Here is a 25,971-nt window from a genome sequence, read left to right as displayed (position 1 = left end):
CGGCTCTTTCCGATGATATCCGGCGCCGATGCCGAGACCTGGGCGCGCCACGCCCATCCCGTCAGCGTATGGACCCGCATCCTGTTCGGTCTGCCGCTGCTCACCCTCGCCGGCTGGTCCCGGGTCTGGATCGGGCCGTGGTGGATCGCCGCCCTGGCGGCCGCGGTCTTCTTCATCCGGATCAACCCGCGGATGACATCGGCCCCCCGCTCGACCGAGAACTGGGGCTCGAAATCGACCATGGGCGAGCGTCTCTGGCTCCGCATGTCGCGGGACCAGGTGCCGCCCTGGCACCGCAGCGTGCCGCGCATCCTGGTGGCGGGCGCGGCGCTTGGCCATGCCGTGCTGCTTTACGGCGTGATCGCCCTCGAGCCCTGGCCCACGGCCTTCGGCTACGCCACTGGCATGCTGTGCAAGCTCTGGTATCTGGACCGGATGGTCTGGCTGGAACGCGACATGGCCGGCCCGATCCATGCCCGAGCCTGGACTTCCGCGCATCCCGAAGGGGGACCGAGATGACGACCGACCTTTCCATCCCGACCGAACGGCCCGTGTTCGAAATCGAGGGCGCAGCTGTTCCCTTCCGCAGTCACGGAAGCGGCCAGCCGGTCCTGCTGACGCACGGCGTCCTTGGCGACCTGCGCAGCCTTTGCCCGGTCGCCAGCAAGCTGTCCCACATGGTCGAGGCGATCACCGTGACGCTGCCTGCCCTCGCGGCCGATGCACGGCCTTCCCGGCCCTTCGGCACCGCGGGTCAGCGCGACGACCTGATCGACCTTATCCGGTCGCTTGGGCGCGGCCCGGTGCATCTTGTCGCCTGGTCCTACTCGGCGCACGCGGCGATCGCAGTCGCCATCGACCGCCCCGACCTCGTCCGCAGCCTGTTCCTCTACGAGCCCGGCTTCCCGACCTTCGTCGAGGACGCGGCCGCCCGCGATGCCGTTTTGGACGACATGCGGGCGGCCTTCGCTCCGGTCGAAGAGGCGTTTGCGCGCGGCGACCCGGAGGGCGCCTTGCGGCTGGCCATCGACGCCGCCGCGCAGGCTTCCGGATATTGCGATGCCCAGCCAGACGAGATCCGTGCAATCCACCGCGACACCGTGCAGACGCTCGGGGCGATCTTCGCGCAGACGCCGCCGATCCCCCTGGGCCCACAGGACCTGGGGCGTATCGGGTGCCCGGTGACGGTGGCCCGCGGCGCGCGCACCCGCGCCTGCTACGCCATCGTCTCGGACGCGGCCGCACGCCTCGTTCCCGGCGCGGACCATATCGTCGTGCCCGATGCAGGCCACCTGCTGCCCGAGCAAAAGCCCGCCCGCTTCGCCTCGCTTGTCAAAGCGCACCTTCGCCGCGCCGGGGCGACGGCGACGCGCCCCCGGACCGAATCCGGTACGGGGGACGCGAATTGAGTATCGATGGACGCCGCATCCTGCGTTGGCACGCGGGCTTTCTGATGACGCTGACACCCTTGCTGACCATCGGGGCGTATGTCGGCCTTTACTCGGGTTCGGGTCCCTATGGCGGGCTTGCGGAAAACCCGATGGCCGTTGCGGGGCTGGCGCAGGCGTATCCGCTGATGGGTCTTGTCGCCGTCGCGATGTGGATGGGCGCGCACGGCCCGGCGCCCCGGCGCTTCAGCCTGCTCGCCATCGCCGCCCATTGCGTGCCTCTTTCGGCGCTGGCGATGCTTTGGGGGCCGATCATGGCCAGTCCCATCGCCCCGGCGGTCCCGCTGAGCTTCCTGATCCATGGCGGCGGGATCGCGGCGGAACTCGTCTCGCTTCGCGTCGGTCATGGCCGGAACCGAACCGGGGCGACGGGATGACCGGATCGACTGCCCATCACCGCGGAAGGCGTCTTCGCCGCGCCTGCCAACGCCTCGAAGGGCACGCCGGCCATCCCCTGTCGCGACAGGCTGGTCCATGTCTTGCAACACCCCCACGCCCATGGCCGAATTTTCCTGACGGAGAGTGTCTCGGGTCCGTCCCCTCGCGGCCAGGGGTGCCGGCGGGTCGCATCTGTCGCTGCAAGCGCTGGGTCGGCGAAATGGCGTGAAAGCCGATGCCGGTGTCGAACGCGTCGCTGCTACAGTTGAGCGAATGGCGCGATGGGTTATACACGGTAGTCGAACGGATAGCGGGTGAATGCAGCCTGTGACCGGACCCGGGACTTTTCGCAGACCGCCCGCCGGAAGGTTTCCGTCCGGGGGTCTTCATTTAACACGCAGACCAACCCATTCTGCCCCAGCCCGGAATTTCCAGCGCCTGCCGGGAACCACCACCAGCCGGTCGTTGCGGTTGGGCCGGGACAATGGACCATCACGCTACCAGGTCGGAACCGATGACACGCGCGGACGAACAAGCAATTCTGGAACTACAGTCTCGCTGGATCGAGGCCGAGATACATGGTGATCTCGACACGCTTTGCGCGATGATGACAGCCGACATCACGATGCAGCCGCCGATCGGCGAGCCTGTTGTCGGACTTGCGAAGGTCAGGGCATATCTGCACGGCCCGACTGGACATATCCGGTCCATCACCCTTTCGGAGGTGTCGCTGGAGGTGGCGAATTCCATGGCAATCAAGCGTGCGCGCTTTCGCACCGATATCGACGGAATGGACCCGGTGTACGGTCACCATCTGTGGGTGCTGAAGCCCTCCTGGCGGGTGGACTTCGTGACATGGAGCTTCGACAGGCTGGATTAGGTCGATCAAGCCCGCGTAGCCGTGAAGCTTTCCACGGCCCAGTCTTCGGAGTCTTCTCGATCCCCTATCATCGCCAGCCCGTTCGAGATCGAATGAAGCTCGTCGCCGGTCTGGATGATGCCAGTATCAAACCTTTTCTCGAATATCCCGCGAACGGCCGGAACGAACGAGGTCCCGCCGGTAAGGAAGACGCGGTCGATCTCGTGGGGGGCGATATCGCATTCGGACAACGTCTGAACGAGTGCCGCGTCCATCCTTGATATGTCGTCGGCGATCCAGCGCTCGAAGTCGCCGCGCTTGACCCGCCCACCGTCAGGAAATGAAAGGTCGGCGTATTCCAGGATCGCGGATGGCGCGCATGACAACCCGGCCTTCAGGTCGGCAACCGCCTTGTAGAGACCGTAGCCGTCATCGTTCCCGGCCATGTCGATCAGTTGATCCAATTTCCATGGCTCCTGCGCCAGCCGGCGGATCTTCTTCAACTCACGAAATTCCCGGGAGTATCGGAAGTTCGCCATTGTTTCCCACCGTGCCAGGCCGGCATACAGGGACCTGGGTATCGTAAACGACCGCCCCATGCTGGAGTAGACGCTGCCACTGCCCAACTCGGGCAAGACAACGTTCTCGAGGATCCTCAGATCGAAGCGATCGCCAGCGATCCCGACACCACCTTTTGCAAGCGGTCGGGCGACAAGACGTCCTTTTCGAAACTCGAACCGCATGACCGAATAGTCCGTGGTGCCGCCGCCGAAGTCTGCCACCAGCACCGTCGCAGGGGATGTCAGGCGCCTGGCAAAAAAGAATGCTGCCGCGACAGGTTCATGGACAAAGAGGATGTCCCGCGCGCCAAGCCTCGTGAAGGCGGCCTTGTACCGTTCCATGGCGAGGGTCTCATCGGCGTTGCTGCCGGCAAAGCGCACCGGGCGTCCGACAACAAACCTGAATCCGCCGGGCGCCGGAAGATCTGCGTATTGCCACGCGCGGCGCAGAAATGTTTCGAGAAGATCCTCGAGGTCATGGTGAACGCCATGTATCCGCGTCCCGGCAAATAGGCGGCTTGCCGCGTGCGACTTGATGGATTGCAGGAACCTCGTGTCGTCCGGGGCCTCCAGGTACATCGAAATCGCCGCTGTTCCGGCTTCGACAATCCCCCGGACAGGTCTGTCGGGCTCATCCTGAAAGCCGAGGACCGTGCGCAAGGTCGATGACGCCTCGCTGCCATGCCGAAACGAAACGGTATGCGGGTCGCCTGCGTCATTCATGACGGCGACGACGGTGTTGGTCGTCCCGAAATCAACCCCGATGCTGCGAATATCTGACAACGGAATAATCCACTTCGTATCGTGATGTTGTTCCAGGTCGGACCTGCGACCACGGGACAGGCACATATCGCGCCCGCGTCCGGACAGCGACCCCTCGTTCCACGGCGATGGCTCGGGGCGTGGGCCAGGGGATTTCATGCACCCCTGGCCGCCCAGCGGCCTGCGTCTCGGCCACGACGGCCAATGGCTGCCCTCACCCTGCTGTGACTGCGGTGATCAGGGTGCGTCAACGACGCAAGGAACCGATCCGTGAACCCCGGGGAAGCGGCGGCGCGAAGGCGTGGCATCCGCGCAAGGCGCGCGGCCCATGCCGCCAGAACATCCGGGGGCGCGGGGCCCGTGAATGTCAGTTCTTCGTCATGCAGATCGGTTTCGCCGAGAACATCGAAGCCTGACGCCTCCAGCCAGTCGACCAGTCGCTCTGCCGCATCAAAGTGATAAAGGCCGGCTTGGGCAGCTTCCCGGCAGAAATGGCCGATCGTTTCGCGATCCGCCTCGCCGATCGGCTCATGGTCCAGCAGTCCGCCCACGTCCATGAGGATGAGCCGGCCTCCGGGTGCAAGGGCCGCGTGCCAGCGTTTCAGCCAGGTCGTCGGGTCCGGAGCATAGGCGATGGTGAAGGAAGACCAGATGATGTCGAAACCCGAGCGGCCCCAGGTGCCTGGATCCGACAGATCGGCGTTCACCCAATGCACTCCGGGCGCCTTTCGCGCCGCAAGCGCGACCAGCTCGGCATCGCGGTCGATCCCTGTCACCTGCGCGCCCCTCGCCGCGAACATCCGCGCGACATGGCCCGACCCGCATCCGAGGTCGGCCACCTTCTTTCCTTCAAGTGGGCCGAGTTGCTGGACGGTCGCCGCAACCGGGCGCCACCTGGCCTGACGCTCGTACTGGTCGAACAGGGATGAGGGCACTGTCATTCGTATCTTCCCATTCCACGGACAGCCCGGGCGCGCGCATCGTCGGCCGGGCAACAGGCGCATGTTCTCATCCGCGCGTCCCCTCTCCGTCCCCTGCTGCGCGGGCGCCGAAACCCGGTCAGGACCTAGGGGCGGGACGCCTGCGCTGCGGCCTCCGCGATCGCGGCCAGGCTGGCGCCGGGATCCCCCGCCCAGAACCAGTGATCGTCGCCATCGAGCAGGCGGAATTCGGCGCCGGGAACGGCATTCGCGATTGCCTGTCCCGCTTCGTGGCGCACGGCCCGGTCGCCCTGGCGGTGAAGAACAAGCGTCGGCGCGGCCACACGCGGCAACAGATGCCGCACGTCGACATCGCGCAGCGCGAAGAGAACGCGGCGGATCGCACCGGGACTCGATCCGGCCCGAAGCAGGCTCGCCCACCATTGGGCGACCGCGCGATCCCGCGCGAGACCTGGGGCGAATGTCTCGATCTCGGCCGGGCCGCCCCATTGCGCGATCAGTCGACCCAGCCAGGTGTCATACTGCTCCGAAGTGAGCGCGTGGGGGAATTCGGCCGATCGGCTTCCCTTGGGAAGCGACCCCCAGAGGATCAGCGCCGCGACCCGGTCGGGCCGATCCACAGCAAAGCGGACGCAGCCCGGGCCGCCCTCGGACGCGCCGAACAGGATCGCGCGCCGGCTTCCCGCCGCATCCATCACCGCGCCGATATCCGCCGCCGTGGCCTCGATCGTGGGCGCCGCCCCAACCCGGTCGGACAGACCGACGCCGCGACGGTCGAACAGGATCAGCCGCCCCAGGCCGCCGGCGCGGTCGAGCCATGTCCTGACCCGCGCATCCTCCCACATCCGTTCGAGATGGGACACGAAGCCGGGGACGACCACGACATCCACGGGCCCGGATCCGTGCGTCTGCCAGGCGATATGCACATCGTCGACCGGCGTGTAGCGCGTTCGCGGCGGCGCGATCGGCTGTGCGGAAAGCCGCGCCAACAGGGACCGCGTCTCGGAGGACGGTGCGACCCCCAGTTCGTTCCGAAGAACCTGGCTCAACAGGTCGAACTGCGTCCGGGCCGCGCGAATATCGCCCAGATCAAGACTGGCCGCGATGACGCTGCGATGCGCCGCCTCGTCAAGCGGGTCGCGATCCACAAGGCGGCGGGCCAGGGTCAGGACCGACTGGGCGTCACCTTCCCGGCGCGCCCGTTCGCTTTCGCGTTCCAGGGCGTGGACGTAGCGCCCGTTCAGGGCCTCGCGGCGGTAGAACAGCCATTCGGTGAACGGTTCGCTGTCGTAAAGATCGAGTCCCTCCAGGAAGGGCCCACGCCAGAGATCCAGCGCCGCTGCGTGCTGGCGTCCCGCGATCAGCGCAGCAAACCGCGCGCTGTCGACATCGAGCGCCGCCGCCTGGGGAAACCGCAGGGTCAGTCGGTTCGATTCGATCACGGTGGCCTGCGCAGCGGAGTTGATCTTGTAGATCAGCCGACGCAGGCGCGTCCGCCCGGTCTCGGGTTCGGAATCGGGCCAGAGAATGGCGGCGGCTTCGTCCCGCGCGACCGGGCGCGCGACCTCGCCAAGCCAGGCCAGAAGGCAGAGCGCGCGCCGTTCGCGCAGCAAGAGCGGCTTGCCGTCAATCGAAAGGCCCGGTGACCCCAGCAGGGTCAGGTCGATGCGGTGTGGCGGTTCCATCGCGCGTCCCCTGTGCCGCTGGAGGCGACGCTCAGGGGACGAATGGTCCTTAGACACAGCGCCGAGTCGCAGCTTCGACCCGGGGATAGCCGCGTCGTCGGCATGCGTCCACGCAAACAAACACGAGGCCGGACAATGATGAACAAGACAATGCTCACGAAATCCGACCACGGGGTTCGGATCGCCTGCGACGGGACTGGCGAAAGCGATCGGCCCATCGATCCATCCGCGTGTTCCGGACGCGCCATCCCGGCGGACCTGTCGGCGGTGATGGACGCGCTGCCGCTGCCACGGACGGCGGCAATGGGGTTTTCCGGGGTGGGTGTCGCGGAACTCTCGTGGCTGCGGGGCCGCATGGCCCGAGACGCCGAGCATTGGGCCCCCGCAGTGGGGGCGAATGCGGGCGGCCCCGATCCTGACACGGGGGCGCGGATCGCCGCGAACGACGGGGGTGCGCGTCTTGCAGCGATCGCGCCGGCATGGGACGCCATGACCGGGATCGCCGCCCTTCTCGCCCGACCGGTAAAGGTGGCCGACTGATGTGCGTCACCTGCCTGCAAGGGATCCGGCAGCGGCTTCCGGCCTGCGTGGTCGACGCCGGCTGCGGCTCTGCGGATTTCGACAAGATGCGCCGTGCGATCCTGCCGCGCGCAACCGGTGTCGTCGTGGAGATCGGCTTCGGCTCGGGCCACAGCCTGCCGCATTACGATCCCGCCCGTGTCGCCCGCATCCTCGCCATCGAACCGGATGCCGGGATGCGCCGCCGGGCCGGCCGCGCGTTGCGCAGCGCCCGGGTTCCCGTGAAGGTGATCGATGCCACGGGCGAGACGCTGCCGCTGCCATCCGCATCAGCCGATACCTTTGTCATGGGCTATGTGCTCTGCACGGTCCCCGATCCTGCCGCCTGCCTTTGGCAGGCCGCGCGCATCCTGAAGCCCGGCGGGCGGCTGTTGTTCTGCGAGCACGGGATCGCCGATCCGGGGATGCGCCGGTGGGTGCAACGGGGCATCGACGGGCCGTGGGGCCAGCTTGCCGGGGGCTGCACGCTGCTCCGCGATCCGCTCGCGCATCTCCGGGCTGCCGGATTCCGCTGCCGCGACCTTCGCAGAAGCCGGTTCACCGGGGTGCTGGGGTTGCTCGGCAGCCATGTCGGCGGATGGGCGGTGCCAGCCGCGCCCGCTGGGGGCGCCTGACCCATGCCGACGCTCGAAACGGATAGCTTCGCCGTCAGCCACGACGCGATCCTGCCCGCCCCTGCCGCGGTCCCGCCGGTGCTGCTTCTGCATTCCAGCGCGGCGGGTAGATGGCAGTGGCGCGGCCTGCACGGCCATCTGGGCCGCGGTCGTCCCATCATCGCCCCGGACCTGATCGGCTACGGGCGGAGCGAAGACCGAAGCGGCCGGGCCTTTTCCATGGAGCGCGAGGTCGCGGCCGTCTCTGCGATCGCCGGCCGCGTCGATGGCCCGTTCCACCTTGTGGGCCACTCCTACGGCGGATGCGTGGCCATGGGCTTCGCCGCCTCGCAGCCGGAACGGGTCAGGTCCCTCACGCTGATCGAACCCGTCCGGTTCGACCTGTTGCGCGGCGGGCAGGATCTGGCCCTGCTGACAGCGATCGAGGCGCTCGCGTCGGATCATGTCCTTGCGATCTCGGAAGGGCGGACGCGGGATGCCGCAGCCGCCTTCGCGGATTACTGGGGCGGCGTCGGCACCTGGGACGCGCTTCCGGAACCGGCCCGGGCATCGTTCCTGGCTGCCATGCCGAAGGTCGCTCTGGAATGGGGCCTGCTTCTCGATGGCGCGCCGCAGGCACCGGCGGATCGGTCCGGACCGACACTGCTGATCGAGGGCGCAGGAACGACCCCGGCGGCACGCGCGATCATGACGGCGCTCGCACGGGCGATGCCCGGCGCGCCACGGGCACGGATCAAAGGCGCCGGGCATCTCTCGCCCATCACGCACCCATCCAGCATCGGCCCGGTGATCGCCCGATTTCTGGAAGACAACGATTGAAGGACAACCGCCATGACCATTCAGATGCCCGACACCAGACCCGACCATTCCGACCGTTCCGGCGCGCACGCGGAAATCTCGATTTCCATTGCCACGATCGGGGACGCCCCCGCTCTGCGGGCCCTGCACGAGCTGTCGCTCGTCATGTTGGCGGCCGACGCCTATTCCCCCCGACAGATCCACAGGCTCTTCGTCACCCGCGACACCGCCCCACCAGGGATGATCGCGGCGGGGCGCATGCTTGTCGCGCGACGGCACGGGTTTGTCGTCGGATCGGCTGGCTGGGAGCCGCGGAGGTTCGACGGTCAGCCCGGCGCCCATCTTCGGTCCGTCTTCGTCCACCCCCTGCTGACCCGGCAGGGCGTTGCCTCGGCGCTCGTGCGCGCGGTGGAAACCCGGGCCATGGAACGGCACGCGATCCGCTTCACGCTCGCGGCGACGGTCAACGCGGTTCCGCTCTACCGCCGTCTTGGTTATGCTGCCGTGGCGCACGGCAACCTCGACTTGGGCGACGGCCTGTCCTTTCCGGTGGTGCACATGGCGCGGCGCGTCCAGTCGGCGCACATCGATGCGGAGGATTGACCCATGCCGCAGCCCCGCGCGATCTATGACGGCCTGCTTGCCAGGGTCTATGACGACTACACCGACGCCGACGCCCGAGACGATCTCAGGCTATGGCGCAGGCTTGTCGCAGAATGTGATGGCCTCGCGCTTGAATTGGCAAGCGGCACGGGCCGCGTGCTGCTGCCGCTGCTTGACGAAGGGCATCCCGTCGAAGGGCTCGACAATTCTTCCGACATGCTGACGCTGTGCCGGGATCGGGCCGCGGCCCTGGGCCTGGCGCCGGTGCTGCATCAGGCGGACATGACGGATTTCGCGCTCGGACGCCGGTTCGGGCTGATCTTCTGCGCGGCGGGAAGCCTGACGCTTCTGGCAGAGCCGGGCCAGATGGAGGCCGCGCTCGACCGGGCGCGCGAACATCTCGGCACGGGGGGCTTGCTGGCGCTGGTGATGGACGGGCCCGGCGAACCGGCCATGGGCACGGTCGTCGCGCGGGACATCATCCGCCACCGCGACGGCGCGCGGCTGCGCTGCATCCTCGACGCCCTGCCGGACCCGAACCCCGAGGTGGCCCGGTGGCGGATGACGAACGAGGTCGTCACCCCGGACGGGCACGCCCAGCAAGAGACGACCGGGATCGCCTTTCGTCGTCCCCTTCCGGACCAATTCGCGGCGATGCTTCGGGCTTGCGGGTTCGCGGACGTAACCCTCCTGGACTTGCAGGGAAACGGGCCGATCCGCGACGACGAGGAAGGCTACCTCGTAACCGCGCGCGCGATCTGACCCGGGGCGCCGCCCACGGGGGACGGTCGGGGGACGCATCCCCGGTATCCAGCCCGCAGGATTCGACTCAACTCCGACCGGAAGCGTTCACTGCCGCAGAGGCGGTCAGCGACCGGATCGCCCGGCACCGCTTCACACGCGGCGCGCGGGGGTGGGTTGGATCCGGCTTGAACCTCATGGCCGCCGCCAGTTCGGCGCGGTCTCGATTCCGAAGGAATAGATCATGATTGCAAGACCCGTGCTCGGCGGCCTCCTGGCCGCAAGCCTTGCCGCCGCCGCTACCGCCGGGGACGATACCGTTCGCCTGGGCGTGCTTTTCGGCTTCACCGGCCCGATCGAGTCGCTGGCGGCCGATTTCGGCGAAGCGGCGGACGTCGCCATCGCCGAAATCAACGCCGCAGGCGGCATCCTTGGCGGCCGCGAGATCGTCGCCGTTCGGGCTGACACCACCTGCGCCGACACCGGGGCGGCGACCGCGGCGGCCGAACGCCTCGTGTCGGGCAGGCGCGTCCATGCCATTCTCGGCGCCGGCTGCTCGGGCGCGAGTTCGGCGGTGGTCGCCGGCGTGCTCGCGCCTCGGGGTGTGCTGGCGATCTCGCCTGCGTCGACCTCGCCGGCTCTCTCGACCATCGAGGACCGGGGATTGTTCTTCCGCACGGCGCCGTCCGACGCCCGGCAGGGCGAGATCCTGGCGGACCTCACGATGGCGCGCGGCATCGGCAGCGTCGCCGTCACCTACACCAACAACGACTACGGCAGCGGCCTTGCACAGGCGTTCAGGGACGCATTCGAGGCACGCGGCGGAACCGTGACCCTGGTCGCGACGCACGAAGATGGGCGGGGTGACTACTCGGCCGAGGTGGGTGCTCTCGCCGCTTCCGGTGCAGAGGCACTGCTGGTCGTCGGATATGTCGACCAGGGCGGTATCGGCATCGTGCAGGCGGCCCTCGACACCGGCGCGTTCGATCGCTTCATCCTGCCAGACGGCATGCTGCACCAGACGCTTCTCGACCGGTTCGGCGACGCGCTCGACGGCAGCTTCGGCACGACCCCCGGCGGCGCAAGCGACGCGATCGCGGCCTATGACGCGCTGGCGGCAGAGGCGGGGGCGACCGGCACCGGACCTTTCCGGGCCGAAACCTATGATGCGACCGCACTGATCGCGTTGTCGATGGAAGCCGCGGGCTCGACCGACAATGCGGCCATGGCCGCCGTCCTGACCGGCCTGGCGAATGCCCCCGGCATTCCGATCGGTCCGGGCCAGCTTGGCCGCGCACTCGAACTCGTCGCCGAGGGGACGGATATCGATTACGAGGGTGCGACGGGGGTGGAGTTCGATGCCGCAGGGGATGCCATGGGCAGTTTCCGCCGGCTTGAGATCATCGGCGGCACGCTCGCGGATATCGGCGGCTCCTGAGTTGCCGCGACAAGCCGGCCGCGCTCCATCCGGGGCGCGGCCACGCTTCGCCAACGGACCGGGCGGGCAGTGGTATCTTCTTGCGGGGCGTCGGCGCGCATGATCGACCGCCTGGCGCATCGGCGGCCGCGAAAGGGACAAAGGACCGGCCCCTGGGTGCCGCGTTCCACCAGAAACGGAGGACATTTTCGATGGACGTCACGACCGCCCTGCTCGGCTTTACCGCAGCCGCGGCCCTTCTGACGATTACTCCGGGGTTGGACACGGCCCTGGTCCTGCGCACCGCGACGGTCGAGGGGCGACACCGTGCCATGCAAGCGGGGGCAGGCGTAGTGGCGGGCGTGCTTGCATGGGGGGTGATCGCGGCGCTGGGTCTTGGGGCGTTGCTTGCAGTCTCGGACCTGGCGTATCGCGTCGTTCAGCTTGCTGGTGCTGCCTATCTGATCTGGCTGGGCGCCGGCATGTTGCGCAATGCCTGTCGCGCCCATGTTCCGGACATCCGCTTGGTTTCCGCACCACGCGCGCCGAACTGGTTTCTGCGCGGGGTGCTGACCAACCTTCTCAATCCCAAGGTCGGTGTGTTCTATGTCAGCTTCCTGCCGCAGTTTCTGCCTGCGGGCGTGGCGGTCATCCCCTTCAGCATTCTTCTGTCGGTCATCCATGCCGCATTGGGCCTTCTGTTCTTTGCCGCGATCGTCGCGGCTACCGTGCCTTTCCAGCGCGCGCTGACCGGCACGCGTCTGCCCCGTATTCTCGACGGGATCACGGGAAGCGTGCTGATCCTGCTTGCGGTGCGCCTGTTGACCGAACGGCGGGTGTCATGATCGCGTCCGGGCACAGCGGAGACGCCCCACCAAGCCGGCCGCAACCCGACGCGGCCGCGGCGATGTGCCGGCAGGCAGCGGACTTCTTTCACGGGGCGGTCTGGCGCTTGCCGACACAGTCCGCGGCGCGATCGCGGCACCCTTGCCGGGTGATGCCGCGCCGCGAACGACGCCGCGCGGGTCCGGAAACCGTATTCGACAGCCGGTAGAATAGTACGGCACAGGCGTTACCATGCATCTCGTAGAACTCCTGTTCGCTCAGGGCCGGTTTCGTCTCGATCGGTCGGTGAATGATCAGCATGTGATGTTGTCCGTGTTTTCTGCGCGGAGATTGCCCGACGGGCCCCGCAAGCGGCAGCCCGCAGGAACGGAAAGGGCTCTGCAGAAATGGAAGACTTCAGCCTTGACGCGATCCTTCTGTTCACCGCGGTGGCGACCGCCGGCTCTCTGTCGTCGGCCGCCGCGATCACCCGCACCAGCCCGGCGACATTGTCGCGCCAGATCAACCGGTTGGAAGAGATCACCGGATGTGCCCTTTTCCTGCGGACGCCAGCCGGCTACCGACTGACGGAGGACGGCAGGGAACTGCTGGACCGCTGCCGCCCGCTGCTCGCGATCCGGGACGACCTGAAGACCTGGCGGAATGCAACTCAGGGGCCAGGGGTGCGGGTCTCGGCCGGAACCTGGACGGCGCTCTTCCTTTCGCGAAACCTGGGGCGGATCTGGCGTCCTTCGGACCCCCATCGGATCGTGCTCCAGACGACCGAAGCGCGGCTCGGGATCGCACACCGGCAGATCGACATCGGCCTTCGCAACGGCCCGCCGACCGAGGCGAACCTTGCGGGGCGCAAGCTCGTCGACGTGGCCTATGCGCCCTACCGGTCGCGGTATCTTGCGGGGGACGTCGTGCCGGGCTGGATCGCGGTACATCCGGATCACGCCGTGACGCGTTCGGCCCGATGGGTCCTCGAGAACCACGCCGCAAACTGCGTCATCTTCGCAAGTGCGCCTCGCACCCTACTGGACCTGTTGCACATGCAAGCCGGCCGGGCTGTTCTTCCCTGTATCATCGGCGACACCGACCCCGGCCTGGTGCGCGACGGATCGACGATCGACGAACTGGCCGAAGAGCAGTGGCTGGTTCTTCATGACGAAACGCGCCACAGGAAAGAGATCCGCACCGTCGCGGACCGCATCGTCGATCTGGTGACAGCATCATCGGAATGCTATGCCGGGAAACTTGGGCACGAATGACATCGCAATGCCTGTTTTCATGGACCCTGCCGCCGCAGATCCGCCAATCCTGCACCCCGAAAGGGCATGTGGTCGGCGGCGGGCCAGCCATCGCGGGACGCGACAGCACCCCTGCCCCCTGGCGGCATCGCCCGCGGCAAGGGCCGGCATGGCGTGCATCCGGATCGCGGGCTGACCGGTCAGGCCCCGGCCGTCCGTGATCAGAAGGTCGGACAGGCGCACCCAGCCTTCCCGGCCACCCTGCCGTATCTTCTGCCATCCCTCCGCCTGGTAGGGCAGCAGGGCGATCCCGCAGCTTTCCGGAGTCATATGGGCCAGCACGCGGGAGCCATCGGAAGGCCAGGCGCGCAATGCCACGGCATGCGGCCGGGCCAGCGGGCTCAGGCAGCTTGAGGGCAGCGAAACCGCGGCGATGTAGCGACGATGCACCCAGCCGGCATGGTGGCCGTCCTCGACCGGGCACCAGTTGCCCCGGCAGGCGGCCCCCCTGATGGTCAATCCGCAGCGCCCGTAGGGCAAGCGCGCCAGAACCGGATGGCGGGTTCCCGGCCCCGCCCGCAGGTTCAGCGGATCGTCCTGCGCAAGATTGACGACGCAGTGCTCGGCCCCCGTGCGGACCGGATCAGCCGCGGCCGGCCCCGACATCCCGACAAGCGAGAGGACGACGAGAACCGCGAACCACAACGGCAGACCGCCGGCCCCCGTCATCGCACCACCTCGAAGACATACCGCGCCGCGCCTTCGCCGAAGACAAGCGATCCGGCCACGGGGTCGAAGACAAGCGGCCTGGTGAAGAGCGGCCCGTCCCAGATGATCCAGCGATCGGGGCGTTGCGGGTCCACCCGGACCTCGCCCGCAAATTCGCCGATGTCGAACAGCAGCCGGTCGCCCTCGCGGCGCAGGGTGACTTCGTCCAGCACGCCGGACCGGTACCGGCCCTCCGCCGCCCCTGCTGTCTCGGGCGGGACCGGCTGCGCTTGCGCCCACGCGCCTGCACGGCGATCCGCCTCGGCCCGGGCGATCATTGCGCCGGCGTGGTGCGTCTCGGGCAGGTCGAACAGCAACTCCAGGAACCGTGCGCGGACCGCCTGCACGAAGTCGTTGGCCCGGCCCGCATTGGTCAGGATCACGATGCCTGCCCCGGCCTCGGGCAAGAAGGCCAGCTCGCTCGTGAAGCCGAAGGTGTTGCCCGCGTGGTGGATCAGCCGCTGGCCGCGCCAGTCCTCGACGAACCAGCCCAGACCGTAGGACATCGACGCGCTGACCGGCACTTGCGGCGTGGTCAGATGGGCGAAACTGTCGGGCCGGATGATGCCATCCCCGCCGCCCAAGGCAAGCAGCGCCCGGAGATAGCGCGCCATGTCGGCCCCGGTGGACCAATGCGCCCCCGCGGGCGCGACGGCAAGAAGCGCGGCTTCGGTCTCGAGCGGCAACGCGCTGCGCCTGCCAAGGCCGTTGGGCGCGTGGGGCACGGCGGCATCATCGTCAGCCGCGACCATGCCGAAGTCGAGCGTGGAGCGGCTCATGCCAAGCGGCGCGAATAGCCGATCCTCCAGAACCCGCGCATGGCCGGCATCCAGCCCGCCCCATTCCGCCCCGTCGGCCGCCGCCGCCACCCAGCCGCCGGTGGCGACAAGCTGGTTGGAATACTGGAACGCCTCGCCGAAGCCGGTGAAGAACTCGAAGCCCGCCAGAGAGCCGATCACCGTCTCGGCATCGAGGCTATCGGCGTTGAACAGGAATTCCATGTCGCGGCGCGGAACGCCCGAGCAGGCGCAAACCAGGTTCTGCACGGTGATCGTCTCCGAAAGCTCCGGGTCCGCCACGGCAAAGCCCGGCAATATGCTGCGCACCGGCTGGTCCCAGGACAGGCGGCCGTCCTCGACCAGGCGCGCCATCACGAGGGTCGTCATCGTCTTGCCGACCGAACCGATCATCAGGCGCGTGTCCGGCGTCATCGGATCATCGCCCCCCAGGGCACGGACACCGAAGCCGCGCAGCAGCCGAACCTCGCCCCCCTGGACCACGGCCACCACCGCGCCGGGCAGGTCGAAACGGGCGAGATTGTCCCGGACATACGCGCCGAGCGCGTCCAGATCCTCCGCGGCAAGTGCATCGGGCGTGGCCCCGGACAGGTCGATGGCCGCGGCATCCGAAGGCCGGAACCCCGTCACCGCGATGTTGACCTGTGCGCCGCGGCGCTCGAGCGCGGCCATCCTTCCCCGGATCAGCGTCATGTGCAGGCGGCCATCGACGCTTTCCACGACAGCCTGCCGGATGGTGTCGCCCTCGGGGGGATAGACGAAGGCTATCGCCGCCTCGAACCCGTCGCGCGGGGGCGCCGGAACGACGGCCTGCGGCGCGGCCGCGGGTTCGCCCACCGTGTCCCAGGCAGCGGCGACCGCTTCGGCCGGATCGGCGGCCTCGGACAGGCCGAACCACAGGGCGATGTCGCCCTCGGGGCTGCTCAGCGCGACCATCGGCCCCGACATGTCGATCTGCCAGCCATCGGGCCGGACCAGCGAAAAGCGGTTCATGGGGTCGGTCCAGCGGTGCATGGTCTGGTCCTTGGCCATGGCAGAGCCAGTGGCGCCGACAAGGGCAGCCGCGGCAATGAACGTGGACAGTAGCAGATTTTTCATCGGGTTCATTCTCCGGCGCCTGTTCCGGCGGCTTGTCGCCAGGCCAGCAGGGCCAGGCGCGCGGCGGCTTCGTGCGGCATCAGCGGACGCTCGCCCGTGGGCGGCAGGCCGACATCGGCGCTGAGCCGGTCGTCAGGATGGGCGATCGATGACATGGGACTGCGCCTGCGCACCAGGGTCGAGAGGATCCGTTGCAGCGATGCGAATGACCGGGAGTGCCCGGGGCCCGTATCGACAGGGGTCATGGATCCGGTTGCCTGAAGGTGGAACGGGAAATTCAGGTGGCAAAGCGCGCGCGGGCGCGGCCAACAGAGCGGGGCTCGGCCACATCCCCGGGCGTGTGGCCATCGGGGATGCCCCGGCCCAGCGCGGTCACGACCGGCACGACACCCCCCCACAGGCCCAGACCATGGTCGCCAGCCTCATCGACCGGGGGGCCGCTGCGGATCTTGGCGCTCGCGGCCTCGATGGTAAGGGCGACGACGCCGGTCGCCTTGCGTTCCTGCGCGGTCATCGGGCGGATCTCGGCCTGGCGACCGGGCAGAAGATGCTCGGTGATCGCCTGCAAGGCGGTGTCCAGCTCTGCGGGATCGGTGACAGCCCGGCCCTTGCCGTGCACCACGGCCGAGCGGTAGTTGACCGAATGATGGAAGCCGGACCGCGCCGCCACGATCCCGTCAAGCAGCGTGACGGTCATCGACAAGGGCATCCCCCGCGCCAGCGTCACGATCCGCGCCTTCGAGGCACCGTGAAGCCAGATGCAGCCGGGGCCGCGGGCATAGGCCATGGGCATCACCATCGGCCGCCCTTCGGCGACAAAGCCGACATGACCGACCATTCCGGCGTCAAGGATCGCGTGAACGGTCGCCTCGTCATAGAGGGCGCGTTTCGTGTTGCGGGCGCGGTTGAAACGGGGCTGGTCGGTCATGGCGCATCTTCCTCTTCTGGATCGGCGCCTTTTGGTCCAGATTGCGGCCCCATGGAGGGGCCAGTAGTGAGGGATTTCATGGAACCAGCCGTGTTCGCAAGCCTCGTGACGCTGAAACCTGAGGGGTCGGAAACCCTCGTGACGCAGCTTTATCGCGGCGTCCGTGCCGCGGTGCTTGAGGGGCGGCTGTCGGCGGGCGAGGCCCTGCCCTCCTCGCGCGCGGCCGCTTCCCTTCTGGGCGTCGGTCGCAACACGGTCAACGCGGCCTACGACCTGCTGGTTGCCGAAGGCGTGATCGAGGTTCGCCCCGGTGCGCAACCGCGCGTGGCGGCGCTGGAAGTCGGGCGGTCCGAAGGGTCCCCGGCGCCGATCCGGCTGTCGGATCGCGCCGTCGCCGCCTGCAAACCCCGCCGACGGGGCACCTCGGAAGGCCGCCTTGCCCCCGGCTCGCCCGATCCGGCGCTGTTCCCGGCCGATGCCTGGGGCCGCTGCCTGCGCCGGGCCGCGCGCCACCGGCAGGACGGGGCCGAAGGATATGCCCATTTCCAGGGCCTGCCCGAGTTGCGCAAGGTGCTGGCCGACCAGTTGCACCGCCATCGCGGCCTGGTCTGCGGGCCCGAGGATATCGTCGTGACCCCCGGCACGCAGGCCAGCCTGATGATCGCGGCCGCCACCTTCGCCGATCCGGGCGACGTCGCGCTGGTGGAAAGCCCGGGCTACATCAGCGCCCGGGCGACGTTCGAGGCCGCTGGCCTGACCTGCCATGCGCTGCCTGTCGATGCCGAAGGCGCCAATCCGGCAAGCGCGGAGTTGGGCGGCGCACGGCTGATCTATGTCACACCCTCCACCCAGTATCCGACCGGCGTGCGGATGCCGATACCCCGCCGCCTTGCCCTGCTGGAGGCAGCGCGCGCCGCGGGCGCGGTGATCGTCGAGGACGATTACGACAGCGAGTTCGTCTGGAAAGGCAGGGGCATCGCCGCGCTGGCAGCACTGCCGGATGCGGGCCACGTCGTCTATCTTGGCAGCGCCGCGAAAAGCCTGCTGCCGGGCCTGCGGATCGGCTGGATGGTGGCGCCGAAGGGCAGCGCCCAGGCAGTCGGCGCCGTGCAGCGCCGGCTGGGCCTGGCGGCGAATGTCCACGCGCAGGCGGCACTGGCCGAGTTCATGGCGCAGGGGGCCTACCGGGCGCATGTTGCCGCGATTTCCGCAGCCTATCGCGAGCGGCTCGGCCTCGTCACATCGGCGCTGACCGAGGCGCTGGGAAACCGCGTGCAGCTTTCCGCGCCCGATGGCGGATTGCAGCTGACAGCCCGACTGCCCGAACTGACCGACGACGCCGCGCTGCGCGAGGCGCTGAATGCATCGGGTTTCGCCGTCTCCTCGCTGTCGGACTACTTCATGGGATCGCCCGCGCAGGGCCTTGTCATCGGCTTCGGCACCGCAACCGCCCGGGACGCCCGCCGCCTTGCCGAAACGCTGGCCCGGCATCTGGACAGCCGCGATGCACCATGACCGATGACCGGCCCCGGAAAACCGTCTCTGACTGGTTCTATGCAGCGCCTCGATCCCGGTGCATGAGCGGGGCCAGACATTCTTCGGAGCGCGACCATGGCGAGCACCCTGGCAAACCCACCGGCCGCGTCCCGCCCGCGCGCCGTCTGGATCGACCGGCTGCGTGCGGCCCTGATCCTGCTGGTGATCCTGCATCACGCCGCGATCACCCATGGCGCAAGCGGCAGCTGGTTCTTCAAGGCGGCCGGGGCGACGAACCTGCCGCTCACATTCCTTGCCGCCGTGAACCAGGCCTTCTTCATGGGGCTGTTCTTCCTGATCTCGGGCGCGCTCGCCCCGGCATCGCTCGACCGCAAGGGGGCGACGGCCTTCCTGACTGACCGCCTTCTGCGCCTCGGGGTGCCGGTGCTGGTTTTCGGGGTCTTCCTTGGCCCGCTGACCGTCGCGCTGGCGAGCGCACCGCCAGAAGCCATCCTCGGGGACGCGGGCCGACGCATCCTGCGCGGCGGCTTCATCCTCGGCCCGCTCTGGTTTCCGGCGGCCTTGCTGGTCTTCTCGATCGCGCTTCCGGTCTGGCCGGGACGCGGCAGCGCGGCCCGACCGGTGCCGCCCTTCGCCTGCTGGCTGGGCCTCGCGCTCGCCACCGGTCTTGCCGCGCTCCTGCTCCGGCAGGTCGTGCCGGTGGGCGCCACGGTCGCGGGCTTCCAGCTCGGCTATTTCGCCTCCTATGTGGTGCTATTCGCCGTGGGCGTCGCGGCGGGGCGGAACGGCTGGCTCGACCGTCTGCCATTTCAGAGCCTGTGGCCCGCGATGGCCATGGGGCTTGCGGCGCTGCCGATCCTGCCGGCGGTCCTGCTGTCCAGCGATGCGCCCCGCTTCGAAACCGGGTTCTCGCCCGCCGCCATCGCCTATGCCTTCTGGGAACCCCTGGTGGCGCTTGGCGCAATCGCCGCGCTGATCCTGTGGAGCCAGCGCCGGGGCGACCGCCTTGCGGATTTCTGGTCCTGGGCGGCCGCGAACAGCTACGGCGCCTTCATCCTGCACGCGCCGATCCTTGTGGCGGTCAGCCGCACGCTCGATGCCGTCGGCACGCCACATGGCGCGGCCCTGCCGCTGTCCGTTGTCGGAACGACACTTGCGGCCTTCGGGCTGGCGGCGCTCCTGCGCGGATCCGCGCTCGTGCGGCGTGTGGTCTGACGCAATCATCGAAGGCCTCGGCAAGGATCCCACCCCCGCCCTGGCCTGCGTCCCTTCGGGTCCGCGCTTGCAAGTCGGCTCCGTTCACGCCTCGGGCCTCTTTCGACCTTGGGCAATACTCCGGCGGGCTGGCCCGTCGACGCTCGTGCGGGCGGCGGGGTCACCCACGCTACCGCGTCGAGACCGGTCAATCCGGTCGCGTCTGGTCCTTGCCCGTCAGCGTCATGCAGATCAGCGGCAGCGCGCGTCCGTGATCGTCGATGTCCCGTCGCCCCGTCTCGACAAAGCCGCAGGCGGCATAGAAGGCGCATGCGCCGGCATTGGCCGCGTAGACCTCGACCTCCAGCCGCCCCTTGCGGCGGACGGCGTCCTCGACCAGGGCGCGTCCGGCGCCCGACCGGTGCGCGCCGGGATCGACGAACAGCCCCCCGACCAGGTCTTCCAGAAGCGCGATGAAGCCGATCACGGTCCCATCCCGTTCCGCCACGGTGATCTCGGCCGCCGGCATGTAGACGTCGCGGACGAGCACCGCGTCGGCATCGAGCGTCGCGGCATCCAGGAACGGATGCCCGACCTCGGACGCCGCGCGCCACAGCGCCATGCAGCGGTCAAGATCGCGCATGGGCTCGTAAGGGCGCAGACGCGGTACCGACAGGGCGCGCAGATGCGGGCGCAGGATGTCGGACAGGTTGTCCGGATGCACGATGTCCGTGGTCCGCGCAAGATCGTCCAGCGGCCACCACGCATGCCGGTCCAGCACCTCGGCCTCGCTGGCTGTCCGGCGGGTCGTGTCCACCCGGGCCTCTGCCACGCGGATCAGGAAAAACCGCTCCTGCGCCGTCACCCAGGATCCGTCCGGCATCTGCAACGGAAAGTCCCGGGCATGGACCTGCACGCCCGGATGGTCGGCGACGATGCCGGTTTCCTCGGCCAGTGCCCGCAGGGCAGCCGCCTCCCAGCTTTCGCCGGGCTGCAGCGCCCCGCCCGGCGTGGCCCAATGGACCTGTCCGGCCAGCGGGCCGTTGCGGTGATCGAACCGCAACAGCAGCACCCGGTCCCGGGGATCGACGACAAGAAGGCGGGCGGATGGGCGCGGCGTCATGTCTGGGCCTCCGTCAGATAAGTCGGCAGACCGCCCGGCTTGCGGCCCGGCACGACGCAGATGGCCGCGCGCGTCTCGACCCGCGCGCCCACTGCCAGGCTGAGCATGCCCGCCGTGGCCAGCATCGCATCGGCAGGATCGACCGACAGCCCCAGCGCGCGGCCACCCGTCGACCTGCCCCGGGTCGGCGATAGCGACGTCACGCCAGATGCCACGGGTTGCGCCGACAGAACCAGCGCAGGGCCGAACAGCCGCGCGCCCGTGGCGGGTACAAGGATCCCGCCACGCGCGACAACAGGCAGGAAAGGCGCTGGGCCCGCACCAGGAGTTGCGATCCGGTCATGGCAGGTTTTCTTAATTCTTTGCTTTAAGTAATTCATGTAAAACACGCGCCCATGGGCGTCAAACAGGATTCGGGTGGCGCGGGAAGCCCGCCGCCAACGTCAATGTGGCGGCGCACTTCCCGGCGCTGTCGTCGGATATCGCCGGCTGCGGCCGATCCCCGGGCGCGTCAAATTCCGTCAGATGCAGACATGAAAGGCATCGCGCTCAACTCGGGGCAACGCGTCACGCTTCGTCGTCAGCCGCTCAAGCCCCTCCAGTGCGTCCCTTGTCACGTCCGACCCGTTTCCGGGCAGGTCACGGTCTATCAATATGGCCTCGCTGTTTTCGCGGCCGCCGTGTCGCGCATCGCCCTTGAACTGGCGGGCGGAACCGGCCCCGCGCCACGCCAGCCGGCCGGTGCAGAAAACCGCGATCAATCGCTGCGCACCTGCGTCGAGGCAGCGATAACCAGCCGGGGCGACAGCTTGCGGATCAACCGCTCGCCCGGATGATCGAGGGCGTGGAGGATCAGGTTGGCGACTTCCTCGCCGATACTGCGCGGGAACGGATCGACCGTGGTAAGCGTCGGCACGCAGACATTCGCGATTTCATAGGCGCCGAACCCCGCAACCGCGATGTCCCGGGGCACGCCCAGTCCGCGCCGCTGGCATTCGGTTAGTGCGCCAAAGGCCGACAGGTCCGACACGCAGACCACCGCCTGCGTGTCGGGGTGCATATCCAGAAGCCTGCCCATCGCCTCGGCCCCTTCACGCATCGAGATCGGCGGCGGGCCGGCTTCGATCAGGCGGTCACAGGTCAGGCCATGGGCCGCCATCGCCGCGATGAAGCCGCGCCGACGGTCGGCGCCCCGGGTATCGGCATCGGCGTCACCCCCGATGAAGGCGATGCGCGTGTAGCCTTGCGCGACGAGATGGTCGACCATCGCCTCCATGGTGGCCGCGTTCGAGAAGCCGACGACATGCCCGATCGGATCGGCGGGCAGGTCCCAGGCCTCGACCACGGGGATGCCCGCCCCTTCAAGCAGGCGGCGGGCGCGCGGCGTGTGCTTGCCGCCTGTCACCACGATCGCCTCGGGACGGCGGCGCAGCAATTGCTCGATCGCACGCTCCTCCTGCGCGATGTCGTAATTGGTATAGGCCAGCAGGACCTGAAGCCCCTCGTTCGACAGGACCTCCGACAGGCCGGCCACCGTCTCGGCGAAGTTCGCGTTGTTGATCGAGGGGATCGTGACGGCGACGAAATCCGTCTTCTGGGAGCGCAGGTTGGCGGCCGTGCTGTCGAAGACATAGCCCAGGTCCTCGGCCACCTTCAGGATCGCGTCGCGGGTCTCCGGCCGGACCGAGGCATCCTTGCGGAAGGCGCGGCTGACCGTCATGACCGACACGCCCGCGGCGCGCGCGACATCCTTCATCTTGACCGAACGCTGCATCCCTCCCCCGTCGTTACGCTCGCATGCGACGCGGGACGTACCCGGTTACCTGATCGCAAATCCGTTCCATCTTGTACATCCGGTTCGACCGACCGCGTCATCCCGAAGGTCGGGCGTCCAAGACCTGTTCCACGTTCCGCCCAGCCTGTCCAGTGACCTTGATATCGATACCAGATCCGGCGCCCACAGCCGCGGGGAACGCAAAGGGCCAGGCACAGGCCCGGCCCTTTCCGACGCCAGGTCCGGTTCAGCGTTCGAGCGGCTGGATGCCCGAGAAGCGGAAGGCCTCCTGCTCCAGCGCGGCCAGTTCCTCTTCGCTCATCTGGTCATGCGCCACGGTGATCCGCCCCAGGAAGACGAAGGGCAGTTCGTCCGCCCGGCCCTCGAGGTGATAGCGGATTGCCTCGGCGGTGGCGGCGCCCACATCGTCGCCCATGCGCATCGGCGTTGCGTCCAGCTCGCCCCGGCGGATCGCGTCAAGTTCAAGCCCGGTGCCGCCCCAGCCCGTCGAGAAGACGGTCTCGGCCGCCCCCACGGAGACCTGCGCCTCGACCGACCCCATCGCCATCGCGGTGTTGGCGTTGTGGATCACCGTCGCTTCGGGATAGGCCTGCAACATCAGCGAGGTGCCCTCGAACCCGCCCTCGTTGGTGTATTCGCCGTAATGCTCGTAGGCCAGTGTCCAGTTGCCCCGCTCCTCCACGCAGGCCGCCCATTCGCCCGAGCGCTGGTTGTCGGTGATGCCCGGAATGCCCCGGTTCATCGCATAGGTCACGTCGTTGCCGAGACGTTCGAGCATGTAGTCGCACATGACCGACGCACCCAGCGACGAAGAGAAATCGAACCAGTTGGCGGGCTGGTTCTCCAGGTATTGCAGGGGCGTGTGAAACGCCCAGACAAAGGTGGTCAGGTCCGGGTTGCCCGCCAGCTTGTCGATGTTGTCGGCCTGGGTGGCCAGTTCGGACGGCCCGAAGATGACGAAATCGTAGATGTCGGCATCCTGGTCGACCTGCGACGCATAGGTCGCCTGGAGGGAATGCTCGATCTGGCGGCTGGCGAATTCCGTGGTCTCGTAGGGAATGCCCAGCTCGTCCAGTCGCCGGGTCATCGCGATGTAGTTGCGCGCCCAGAAATCCGAGGTATCCGCCGAGGGATAGATCAGCGCGATCTGGATCGGTTCCTCCAGCGTCCCCGTGAAGGGCACGGCCGGCTCTCCCGTGACGGCCTGAAGCGCCTCGAGCGTACCGGGCACGTTGACCTGCTCCGGCAGCCAGAAATCGCGTTCGCCGTCGTCGGGCAATGCCACCAGCGGCAAATGCCCGTCGGCCATGGCCATTCCGGTCGTCAGGGCCAGTGCCGAGGCAAGGCCCAGGAATGCAGCGGTTATCTTCGGTTTCATCAGTCTTCCTCCCTTGGTGATTGTTATGGTCTGCGGGTCAGCCGCTGGCCCCCGGCGGGGTGGCCAGCACCGCGCCGATGGCGATCAGAACCGTCAGCACGGCGGCCAGGACCAGTGCCAGCAGCAGGATCTTGCGATTGTCGGGGTTGGCCATCGCCGCCCCGATCGAGGCGGCCCCGTCGCGGTCCTTCTTCTGCAACCAGGCATAGGCCGCGACCGACAGGATGATGACGACGCCCGACGCGACCGATTGCCAGAAGAACTCGATCCGCAGCGTGACAAGCGCGTTGATCATCATCGACAACAGCAGCACGCCCGCCAGCGAGCCCACGATGGACGGGCGCCCGCCGAACAGCGACGTGCCCCCGACCACGACTGCCGCGATGACATGCAGGTTGAAATAGGGCGCCGACGTCGCCTGGATCGCGTTCAGCTTGCCCAGCAGCATCATCCCCGCCAGCGCGGCCATCGCCCCCATCAGCGTGTAGGCATAGACCTTGTGCCGGTCCACCGACACGCCGGTCATCTCCGACGCCTCGGGGTTCGATCCGATGGCGATGGTGTAGCGCCCGAAATGGGTGCTGCGCAGCAGGAAATACCCCACGACCATCGTGATCAGCCCGATCACCACCGGCGTGGGCAGAATGCCGAACATCTGGCCGCGCCCGATCTCGGTGATCAGATCGGGGAACCGGGCCAGCACCAGCCCCTTTGCCAGCACCAGCGCGAAGCCGCGATAGACCAGGTCCATCGCCAGCGTCCCGATCAGGTCGGGCACCTTGAGCCGCGTGATGACAAGGCCGTTGATCATGCCCATCGTCCCGCCCAGCCCCAGCGCGATGAAGACGCAGACCCAGGCCGGAAAGCCGTATTGCTTCATCAGGAAGGCGATGATGATCGCCGAAAGCGCCGCGACCGACCCGATCGACAGGTCGATGCCACGCTGGGTGATGACGAAGGTCATCGCCATCGCCATCGGCATGTAGAGCGCCGCATCCAGCAGGATCTGGTTCATGTTGGACAGGCGGAAATAGCGGGCCGGCTCGACCGCGCCCATGAAGGCCGCGATCATCACGATCATCACCAGGGGCCCGAAAACGCCCATGTAGGGCTCGATGCGGGCGATCAGTCCCTCGGGACGGGCGGGCGCCGTGGCAGGGGTGGCTGTGGTCATCTGTCTGGTTTCCTTCAGGCGGCCGTGGCCTTGGCGCCCGTGATCAGGCCAAGAACGTTCTCGACGGTGACATCCGCGGTACGCACGACGCCAGCACAGGTGCCGCGCCGCTGCACATGCACGCGGTCCGAGATCTCGAACACATCGTCGAGCGAGTGGGAAATGACGATCACCGCCAGCCCCTGGTCGCGCAGCGTCTTGATCAGGCCCAGCGTGCGCGCGGTCTCCTGCGGGCCCAGCGCGGCTGTGGGCTCGTCCATCACCAGCACGCGCAGGTCCTTGTGCCGGACCGCGCGGGCGATGGCGACGGCCTGCCGCTGGCCGCCCGACAGGCTTTCGGTGGGCACATTCATGTCGCGCAGTTCCACACCCAGGCGGGTGCGCAGCACCTCGGTCGCCTCGCGCTCCATGCGCGCGTTGTCGAGCACCGTCAGACCCATGACCTTGCGCGTCAGCTCCGCCCCCAGAAACAGGTTCTGGGCAGGCGTCAGGTGATCGGCGATGGCCAGGTTCTGATAGACCGCGTCGATGCCATTGGCGATCGCGTCGGAATGATCGGCCATGGTGAAGCGCCGGCCGTCCAGTTCGATATGGCCCGATGTGGGCTGATAGACCCCGGTCAGGATCTTTATCAGCGTGGATTTCCCCGCGCCGTTGTCGCCGACTATGGCCAGAACCTCGCCCGCATAGGCATCGAGATCCACCCCGTCCAGCGCCACCACCCCGCCGAAGCGCTTGGTGATTCCCCGCATGGAA

General features: G+C 68.2%; 29 protein-coding genes. 14 read left to right on the top strand and 15 right to left on the bottom strand.

From position 1 onward, the window contains the following. The first annotated feature begins 12 nt into the window (after positions 1-12). The 4 genes from HMH01_RS08340 (at position 13) to HMH01_RS08325 (ending at position 2,706) form a co-directional block, all read left to right on the top strand. On the top strand, positions 13-519 hold the full coding sequence (locus HMH01_RS08340) for a DUF6653 family protein (protein WP_216366776.1): 507 nt from the start codon (positions 13-15) through the stop codon (positions 517-519). Further along, complete coding sequence (locus HMH01_RS08335) at positions 516-1,409, top strand: alpha/beta fold hydrolase (protein ID WP_171324221.1); 894 nt, start codon at positions 516-518, stop codon at positions 1,407-1,409. The genes HMH01_RS08340 and HMH01_RS08335 overlap by 4 nt, the downstream gene beginning before the upstream one ends. A 44-nt stretch (positions 1,410-1,453) precedes the next feature. Beyond that, on the top strand, positions 1,454-1,825 hold the full coding sequence (locus HMH01_RS08330; RefSeq protein ID WP_171324219.1) for a hypothetical protein: 372 nt from the start codon (positions 1,454-1,456) through the stop codon (positions 1,823-1,825). A gap of 515 nt (positions 1,826-2,340) precedes the next feature. Continuing rightward, on the top strand, positions 2,341-2,706 hold the full coding sequence (locus tag HMH01_RS08325; protein ID WP_171324217.1) for a YybH family protein: 366 nt from the start codon (positions 2,341-2,343) through the stop codon (positions 2,704-2,706). A 5-nt stretch (positions 2,707-2,711) separates the two neighbouring features. On the opposite strand, the gene HMH01_RS08320 is transcribed toward HMH01_RS08325, so the two are convergent. The 3 genes from HMH01_RS08320 to HMH01_RS08310 form a co-directional block, all read right to left on the bottom strand. After that, positions 2,712-4,094: an Hsp70 family protein gene (locus HMH01_RS08320; protein WP_171324215.1), complete on the bottom strand. Its 1,383-nt coding sequence runs from the start codon at positions 4,092-4,094 to the stop codon at positions 2,712-2,714. A gap of 68 nt (positions 4,095-4,162) precedes the next feature. Then, the gene (locus HMH01_RS08315; RefSeq protein WP_246237371.1) at positions 4,163-4,948 is read right to left on the bottom strand and encodes a class I SAM-dependent methyltransferase; all 786 of its coding nucleotides are present in this window, start codon (positions 4,946-4,948) and stop codon (positions 4,163-4,165) included. Positions 4,949-5,073: 125 nt separating this feature from the next. Beyond that, positions 5,074-6,633 (bottom strand): bifunctional AfsR/SARP family transcriptional regulator/alpha/beta hydrolase, encoded by a 1,560-nt coding sequence (locus HMH01_RS08310; RefSeq protein ID WP_171324211.1) that lies wholly within the window; start codon positions 6,631-6,633, stop codon positions 5,074-5,076. Between the two features lie 135 nt (positions 6,634-6,768). Here HMH01_RS08310 and HMH01_RS08305 point away from each other — a divergent pair, with 135 nt between their 5' ends. From HMH01_RS08305 to HMH01_RS08275, 7 genes are all read left to right on the top strand, one after another. After that, a complete protein-coding gene (locus tag HMH01_RS08305; protein ID WP_171324209.1) occupies positions 6,769-7,173 on the top strand; it encodes a hypothetical protein in 405 nt (134 codons plus the stop codon). Next, positions 7,173-7,826 carry a class I SAM-dependent methyltransferase gene (locus tag HMH01_RS08300; protein ID WP_171324207.1) on the top strand — a complete coding sequence of 218 codons (654 nt, stop codon included), beginning with the start codon at positions 7,173-7,175 and terminating at the stop codon, positions 7,824-7,826. The genes HMH01_RS08305 and HMH01_RS08300 overlap by 1 nt, the downstream gene beginning before the upstream one ends. 3 nt (positions 7,827-7,829) lie before the next feature. After that, positions 7,830-8,645, top strand: a complete 816-nt coding sequence (locus tag HMH01_RS08295) for an alpha/beta fold hydrolase (protein WP_171324206.1) — start codon at positions 7,830-7,832, stop codon at positions 8,643-8,645. 12 nt (positions 8,646-8,657) lie between these two features. Next, the gene (locus HMH01_RS08290; protein WP_171324204.1) at positions 8,658-9,227 is read left to right on the top strand and encodes a GNAT family N-acetyltransferase; all 570 of its coding nucleotides are present in this window, start codon (positions 8,658-8,660) and stop codon (positions 9,225-9,227) included. A 3-nt stretch (positions 9,228-9,230) separates the two neighbouring features. Beyond that, on the top strand, positions 9,231-9,989 hold the full coding sequence (locus HMH01_RS08285; RefSeq protein WP_171324202.1) for a class I SAM-dependent DNA methyltransferase: 759 nt from the start codon (positions 9,231-9,233) through the stop codon (positions 9,987-9,989). A 223-nt stretch (positions 9,990-10,212) separates the two neighbouring features. After that, positions 10,213-11,406, top strand: a complete 1,194-nt coding sequence (locus HMH01_RS08280) for an ABC transporter substrate-binding protein (protein ID WP_171324200.1) — start codon at positions 10,213-10,215, stop codon at positions 11,404-11,406. Between the two features lie 191 nt (positions 11,407-11,597). Beyond that, the gene (locus tag HMH01_RS08275) at positions 11,598-12,230 is read left to right on the top strand and encodes a LysE family translocator (RefSeq protein WP_171324198.1); all 633 of its coding nucleotides are present in this window, start codon (positions 11,598-11,600) and stop codon (positions 12,228-12,230) included. Positions 12,231-12,318: 88 nt separating this feature from the next. On the opposite strand, the gene HMH01_RS08270 is transcribed toward HMH01_RS08275, so the two are convergent. Then, positions 12,319-12,531: a hypothetical protein gene (locus HMH01_RS08270; RefSeq protein WP_171324196.1), complete on the bottom strand. Its 213-nt coding sequence runs from the start codon at positions 12,529-12,531 to the stop codon at positions 12,319-12,321. 86 nt (positions 12,532-12,617) lie between these two features. Here HMH01_RS08270 and HMH01_RS08265 point away from each other — a divergent pair, with 86 nt between their 5' ends. Beyond that, entirely contained in the window at positions 12,618-13,484 is an 867-nt protein-coding gene (locus HMH01_RS08265; protein ID WP_246237295.1) for a LysR family transcriptional regulator, read from the top strand. Here HMH01_RS08265 and HMH01_RS08260 read toward each other — a convergent pair. Genes HMH01_RS08260 through HMH01_RS08245 form a run of 4 tightly spaced genes read right to left on the bottom strand, consistent with a single transcriptional unit; the run spans position 13,446 to position 17,054 of the window. Continuing rightward, entirely contained in the window at positions 13,446-14,192 is a 747-nt protein-coding gene (locus tag HMH01_RS08260; RefSeq protein ID WP_171324192.1) for an SH3 domain-containing protein, read from the bottom strand. The genes HMH01_RS08265 and HMH01_RS08260 overlap by 39 nt on opposite strands. Beyond that, positions 14,189-16,126 carry a serine hydrolase domain-containing protein gene (locus HMH01_RS08255; protein ID WP_171324190.1) on the bottom strand — a complete coding sequence of 646 codons (1,938 nt, stop codon included), beginning with the start codon at positions 16,124-16,126 and terminating at the stop codon, positions 14,189-14,191. The genes HMH01_RS08260 and HMH01_RS08255 overlap by 4 nt, the downstream gene beginning before the upstream one ends. Positions 16,127-16,131: 5 nt before the next feature. After that, positions 16,132-16,371: a hypothetical protein gene (locus tag HMH01_RS08250; RefSeq protein ID WP_171324188.1), complete on the bottom strand. Its 240-nt coding sequence runs from the start codon at positions 16,369-16,371 to the stop codon at positions 16,132-16,134. A 32-nt stretch (positions 16,372-16,403) separates the two neighbouring features. Beyond that, positions 16,404-17,054, bottom strand: coding sequence for a pyridoxamine 5'-phosphate oxidase family protein (locus tag HMH01_RS08245; RefSeq protein ID WP_171324186.1), 651 nt, complete (start codon positions 17,052-17,054; stop codon positions 16,404-16,406). A gap of 78 nt (positions 17,055-17,132) precedes the next feature. Here HMH01_RS08245 and pdxR point away from each other — a divergent pair, with 78 nt between their 5' ends. Continuing rightward, positions 17,133-18,569 carry a MocR-like pyridoxine biosynthesis transcription factor PdxR gene (gene pdxR, locus HMH01_RS08240; protein ID WP_171324184.1) on the top strand — a complete coding sequence of 479 codons (1,437 nt, stop codon included), beginning with the start codon at positions 17,133-17,135 and terminating at the stop codon, positions 18,567-18,569. A gap of 96 nt (positions 18,570-18,665) precedes the next feature. After that, positions 18,666-19,766: an acyltransferase family protein gene (locus HMH01_RS08235; protein ID WP_171324182.1), complete on the top strand. Its 1,101-nt coding sequence runs from the start codon at positions 18,666-18,668 to the stop codon at positions 19,764-19,766. A gap of 187 nt (positions 19,767-19,953) precedes the next feature. Here HMH01_RS08235 and HMH01_RS17745 read toward each other — a convergent pair whose 3' ends face one another. From HMH01_RS17745 to HMH01_RS08195, 7 genes are all read right to left on the bottom strand, one after another. Further along, positions 19,954-20,868: a GNAT family N-acetyltransferase gene (locus HMH01_RS17745; RefSeq protein ID WP_216366775.1), complete on the bottom strand. Its 915-nt coding sequence runs from the start codon at positions 20,866-20,868 to the stop codon at positions 19,954-19,956. Then, positions 20,865-21,071: a hypothetical protein gene (locus HMH01_RS08220; protein WP_171324179.1), complete on the bottom strand. Its 207-nt coding sequence runs from the start codon at positions 21,069-21,071 to the stop codon at positions 20,865-20,867. The genes HMH01_RS17745 and HMH01_RS08220 overlap by 4 nt, the downstream gene beginning before the upstream one ends. A 318-nt stretch (positions 21,072-21,389) precedes the next feature. Further along, entirely contained in the window at positions 21,390-21,629 is a 240-nt protein-coding gene (locus HMH01_RS08215; protein WP_171324177.1) for a hypothetical protein, read from the bottom strand. Further along, a complete protein-coding gene (locus HMH01_RS08210; protein WP_171324175.1) occupies positions 21,626-22,642 on the bottom strand; it encodes a LacI family DNA-binding transcriptional regulator in 1,017 nt (338 codons plus the stop codon). The genes HMH01_RS08215 and HMH01_RS08210 overlap by 4 nt, the downstream gene beginning before the upstream one ends. 247 nt (positions 22,643-22,889) lie before the next feature. After that, the gene (locus HMH01_RS08205; protein WP_246237294.1) at positions 22,890-24,041 is read right to left on the bottom strand and encodes a substrate-binding domain-containing protein; all 1,152 of its coding nucleotides are present in this window, start codon (positions 24,039-24,041) and stop codon (positions 22,890-22,892) included. A 37-nt stretch (positions 24,042-24,078) separates the two neighbouring features. Then, positions 24,079-25,215 (bottom strand): ABC transporter permease, encoded by a 1,137-nt coding sequence (locus HMH01_RS08200; RefSeq protein WP_171324173.1) that lies wholly within the window; start codon positions 25,213-25,215, stop codon positions 24,079-24,081. A 14-nt stretch (positions 25,216-25,229) separates the two neighbouring features. Then, entirely contained in the window at positions 25,230-25,967 is a 738-nt protein-coding gene (locus tag HMH01_RS08195) for an ATP-binding cassette domain-containing protein (protein WP_171324171.1), read from the bottom strand. Between the last annotated feature and the right edge of the window lie 4 nt (positions 25,968-25,971).

Origin of the sequence: Halovulum dunhuangense, from assembly GCF_013093415.1 — a bacterium.
In the GTDB taxonomy this organism is placed as follows: domain Bacteria; phylum Pseudomonadota; class Alphaproteobacteria; order Rhodobacterales; family Rhodobacteraceae; genus Halovulum; species Halovulum dunhuangense.
Note: the sequence above shows the minus strand (reverse complement) of the source record. Positions and strands in the feature narration are given on the sequence as shown.

What these genes read in the sequence shown, in the direction of transcription:
- HMH01_RS08250 (WP_171324188.1), bottom strand. Translation starts at nt 16,371, where the DNA reads ATGACCCCTGTCGATACGGGCCCCGGGCACTCCCGGTCATTCGCATCG.
- HMH01_RS08335 (WP_171324221.1), top strand. Translation starts at nt 516, where the DNA reads ATGACGACCGACCTTTCCATCCCGACCGAACGGCCCGTGTTCGAAATC.
- HMH01_RS08290 (WP_171324204.1), top strand. Translation starts at nt 8,658, where the DNA reads ATGACCATTCAGATGCCCGACACCAGACCCGACCATTCCGACCGTTCC.
- HMH01_RS08305 (WP_171324209.1), top strand. Translation starts at nt 6,769, where the DNA reads ATGATGAACAAGACAATGCTCACGAAATCCGACCACGGGGTTCGGATC.
- HMH01_RS08235 (WP_171324182.1), top strand. Translation starts at nt 18,666, where the DNA reads ATGGCGAGCACCCTGGCAAACCCACCGGCCGCGTCCCGCCCGCGCGCC.
- HMH01_RS08320 (WP_171324215.1), bottom strand. Translation starts at nt 4,094, where the DNA reads ATGTGCCTGTCCCGTGGTCGCAGGTCCGACCTGGAACAACATCACGAT.
- HMH01_RS08310 (WP_171324211.1), bottom strand. Translation starts at nt 6,633, where the DNA reads ATGGAACCGCCACACCGCATCGACCTGACCCTGCTGGGGTCACCGGGC.
- HMH01_RS17745 (WP_216366775.1), bottom strand. Translation starts at nt 20,868, where the DNA reads ATGACGCCGCGCCCATCCGCCCGCCTTCTTGTCGTCGATCCCCGGGAC.
- HMH01_RS08330 (WP_171324219.1), top strand. Translation starts at nt 1,454, where the DNA reads ATGACGCTGACACCCTTGCTGACCATCGGGGCGTATGTCGGCCTTTAC.
- HMH01_RS08245 (WP_171324186.1), bottom strand. Translation starts at nt 17,054, where the DNA reads ATGACCGACCAGCCCCGTTTCAACCGCGCCCGCAACACGAAACGCGCC.
- HMH01_RS08270 (WP_171324196.1), bottom strand. Translation starts at nt 12,531, where the DNA reads ATGCTGATCATTCACCGACCGATCGAGACGAAACCGGCCCTGAGCGAA.
- HMH01_RS08210 (WP_171324175.1), bottom strand. Translation starts at nt 22,642, where the DNA reads ATGCAGCGTTCGGTCAAGATGAAGGATGTCGCGCGCGCCGCGGGCGTG.
- HMH01_RS08255 (WP_171324190.1), bottom strand. Translation starts at nt 16,126, where the DNA reads ATGAAAAATCTGCTACTGTCCACGTTCATTGCCGCGGCTGCCCTTGTC.
- HMH01_RS08285 (WP_171324202.1), top strand. Translation starts at nt 9,231, where the DNA reads ATGCCGCAGCCCCGCGCGATCTATGACGGCCTGCTTGCCAGGGTCTAT.
- HMH01_RS08195 (WP_171324171.1), bottom strand. Translation starts at nt 25,967, where the DNA reads ATGCGGGGAATCACCAAGCGCTTCGGCGGGGTGGTGGCGCTGGACGGG.
- HMH01_RS08300 (WP_171324207.1), top strand. Translation starts at nt 7,173, where the DNA reads ATGTGCGTCACCTGCCTGCAAGGGATCCGGCAGCGGCTTCCGGCCTGC.
- HMH01_RS08205 (WP_246237294.1), bottom strand. Translation starts at nt 24,041, where the DNA reads ATGAAACCGAAGATAACCGCTGCATTCCTGGGCCTTGCCTCGGCACTG.
- HMH01_RS08260 (WP_171324192.1), bottom strand. Translation starts at nt 14,192, where the DNA reads ATGACGGGGGCCGGCGGTCTGCCGTTGTGGTTCGCGGTTCTCGTCGTC.
- HMH01_RS08280 (WP_171324200.1), top strand. Translation starts at nt 10,213, where the DNA reads ATGATTGCAAGACCCGTGCTCGGCGGCCTCCTGGCCGCAAGCCTTGCC.
- HMH01_RS08275 (WP_171324198.1), top strand. Translation starts at nt 11,598, where the DNA reads ATGGACGTCACGACCGCCCTGCTCGGCTTTACCGCAGCCGCGGCCCTT.
- HMH01_RS08200 (WP_171324173.1), bottom strand. Translation starts at nt 25,215, where the DNA reads ATGACCACAGCCACCCCTGCCACGGCGCCCGCCCGTCCCGAGGGACTG.
- HMH01_RS08315 (WP_246237371.1), bottom strand. Translation starts at nt 4,948, where the DNA reads ATGACAGTGCCCTCATCCCTGTTCGACCAGTACGAGCGTCAGGCCAGG.
- HMH01_RS08340 (WP_216366776.1), top strand. Translation starts at nt 13, where the DNA reads ATGATATCCGGCGCCGATGCCGAGACCTGGGCGCGCCACGCCCATCCC.
- HMH01_RS08325 (WP_171324217.1), top strand. Translation starts at nt 2,341, where the DNA reads ATGACACGCGCGGACGAACAAGCAATTCTGGAACTACAGTCTCGCTGG.
- HMH01_RS08265 (WP_246237295.1), top strand. Translation starts at nt 12,618, where the DNA reads ATGGAAGACTTCAGCCTTGACGCGATCCTTCTGTTCACCGCGGTGGCG.
- HMH01_RS08295 (WP_171324206.1), top strand. Translation starts at nt 7,830, where the DNA reads ATGCCGACGCTCGAAACGGATAGCTTCGCCGTCAGCCACGACGCGATC.
- pdxR (WP_171324184.1), top strand. Translation starts at nt 17,133, where the DNA reads ATGGAACCAGCCGTGTTCGCAAGCCTCGTGACGCTGAAACCTGAGGGG.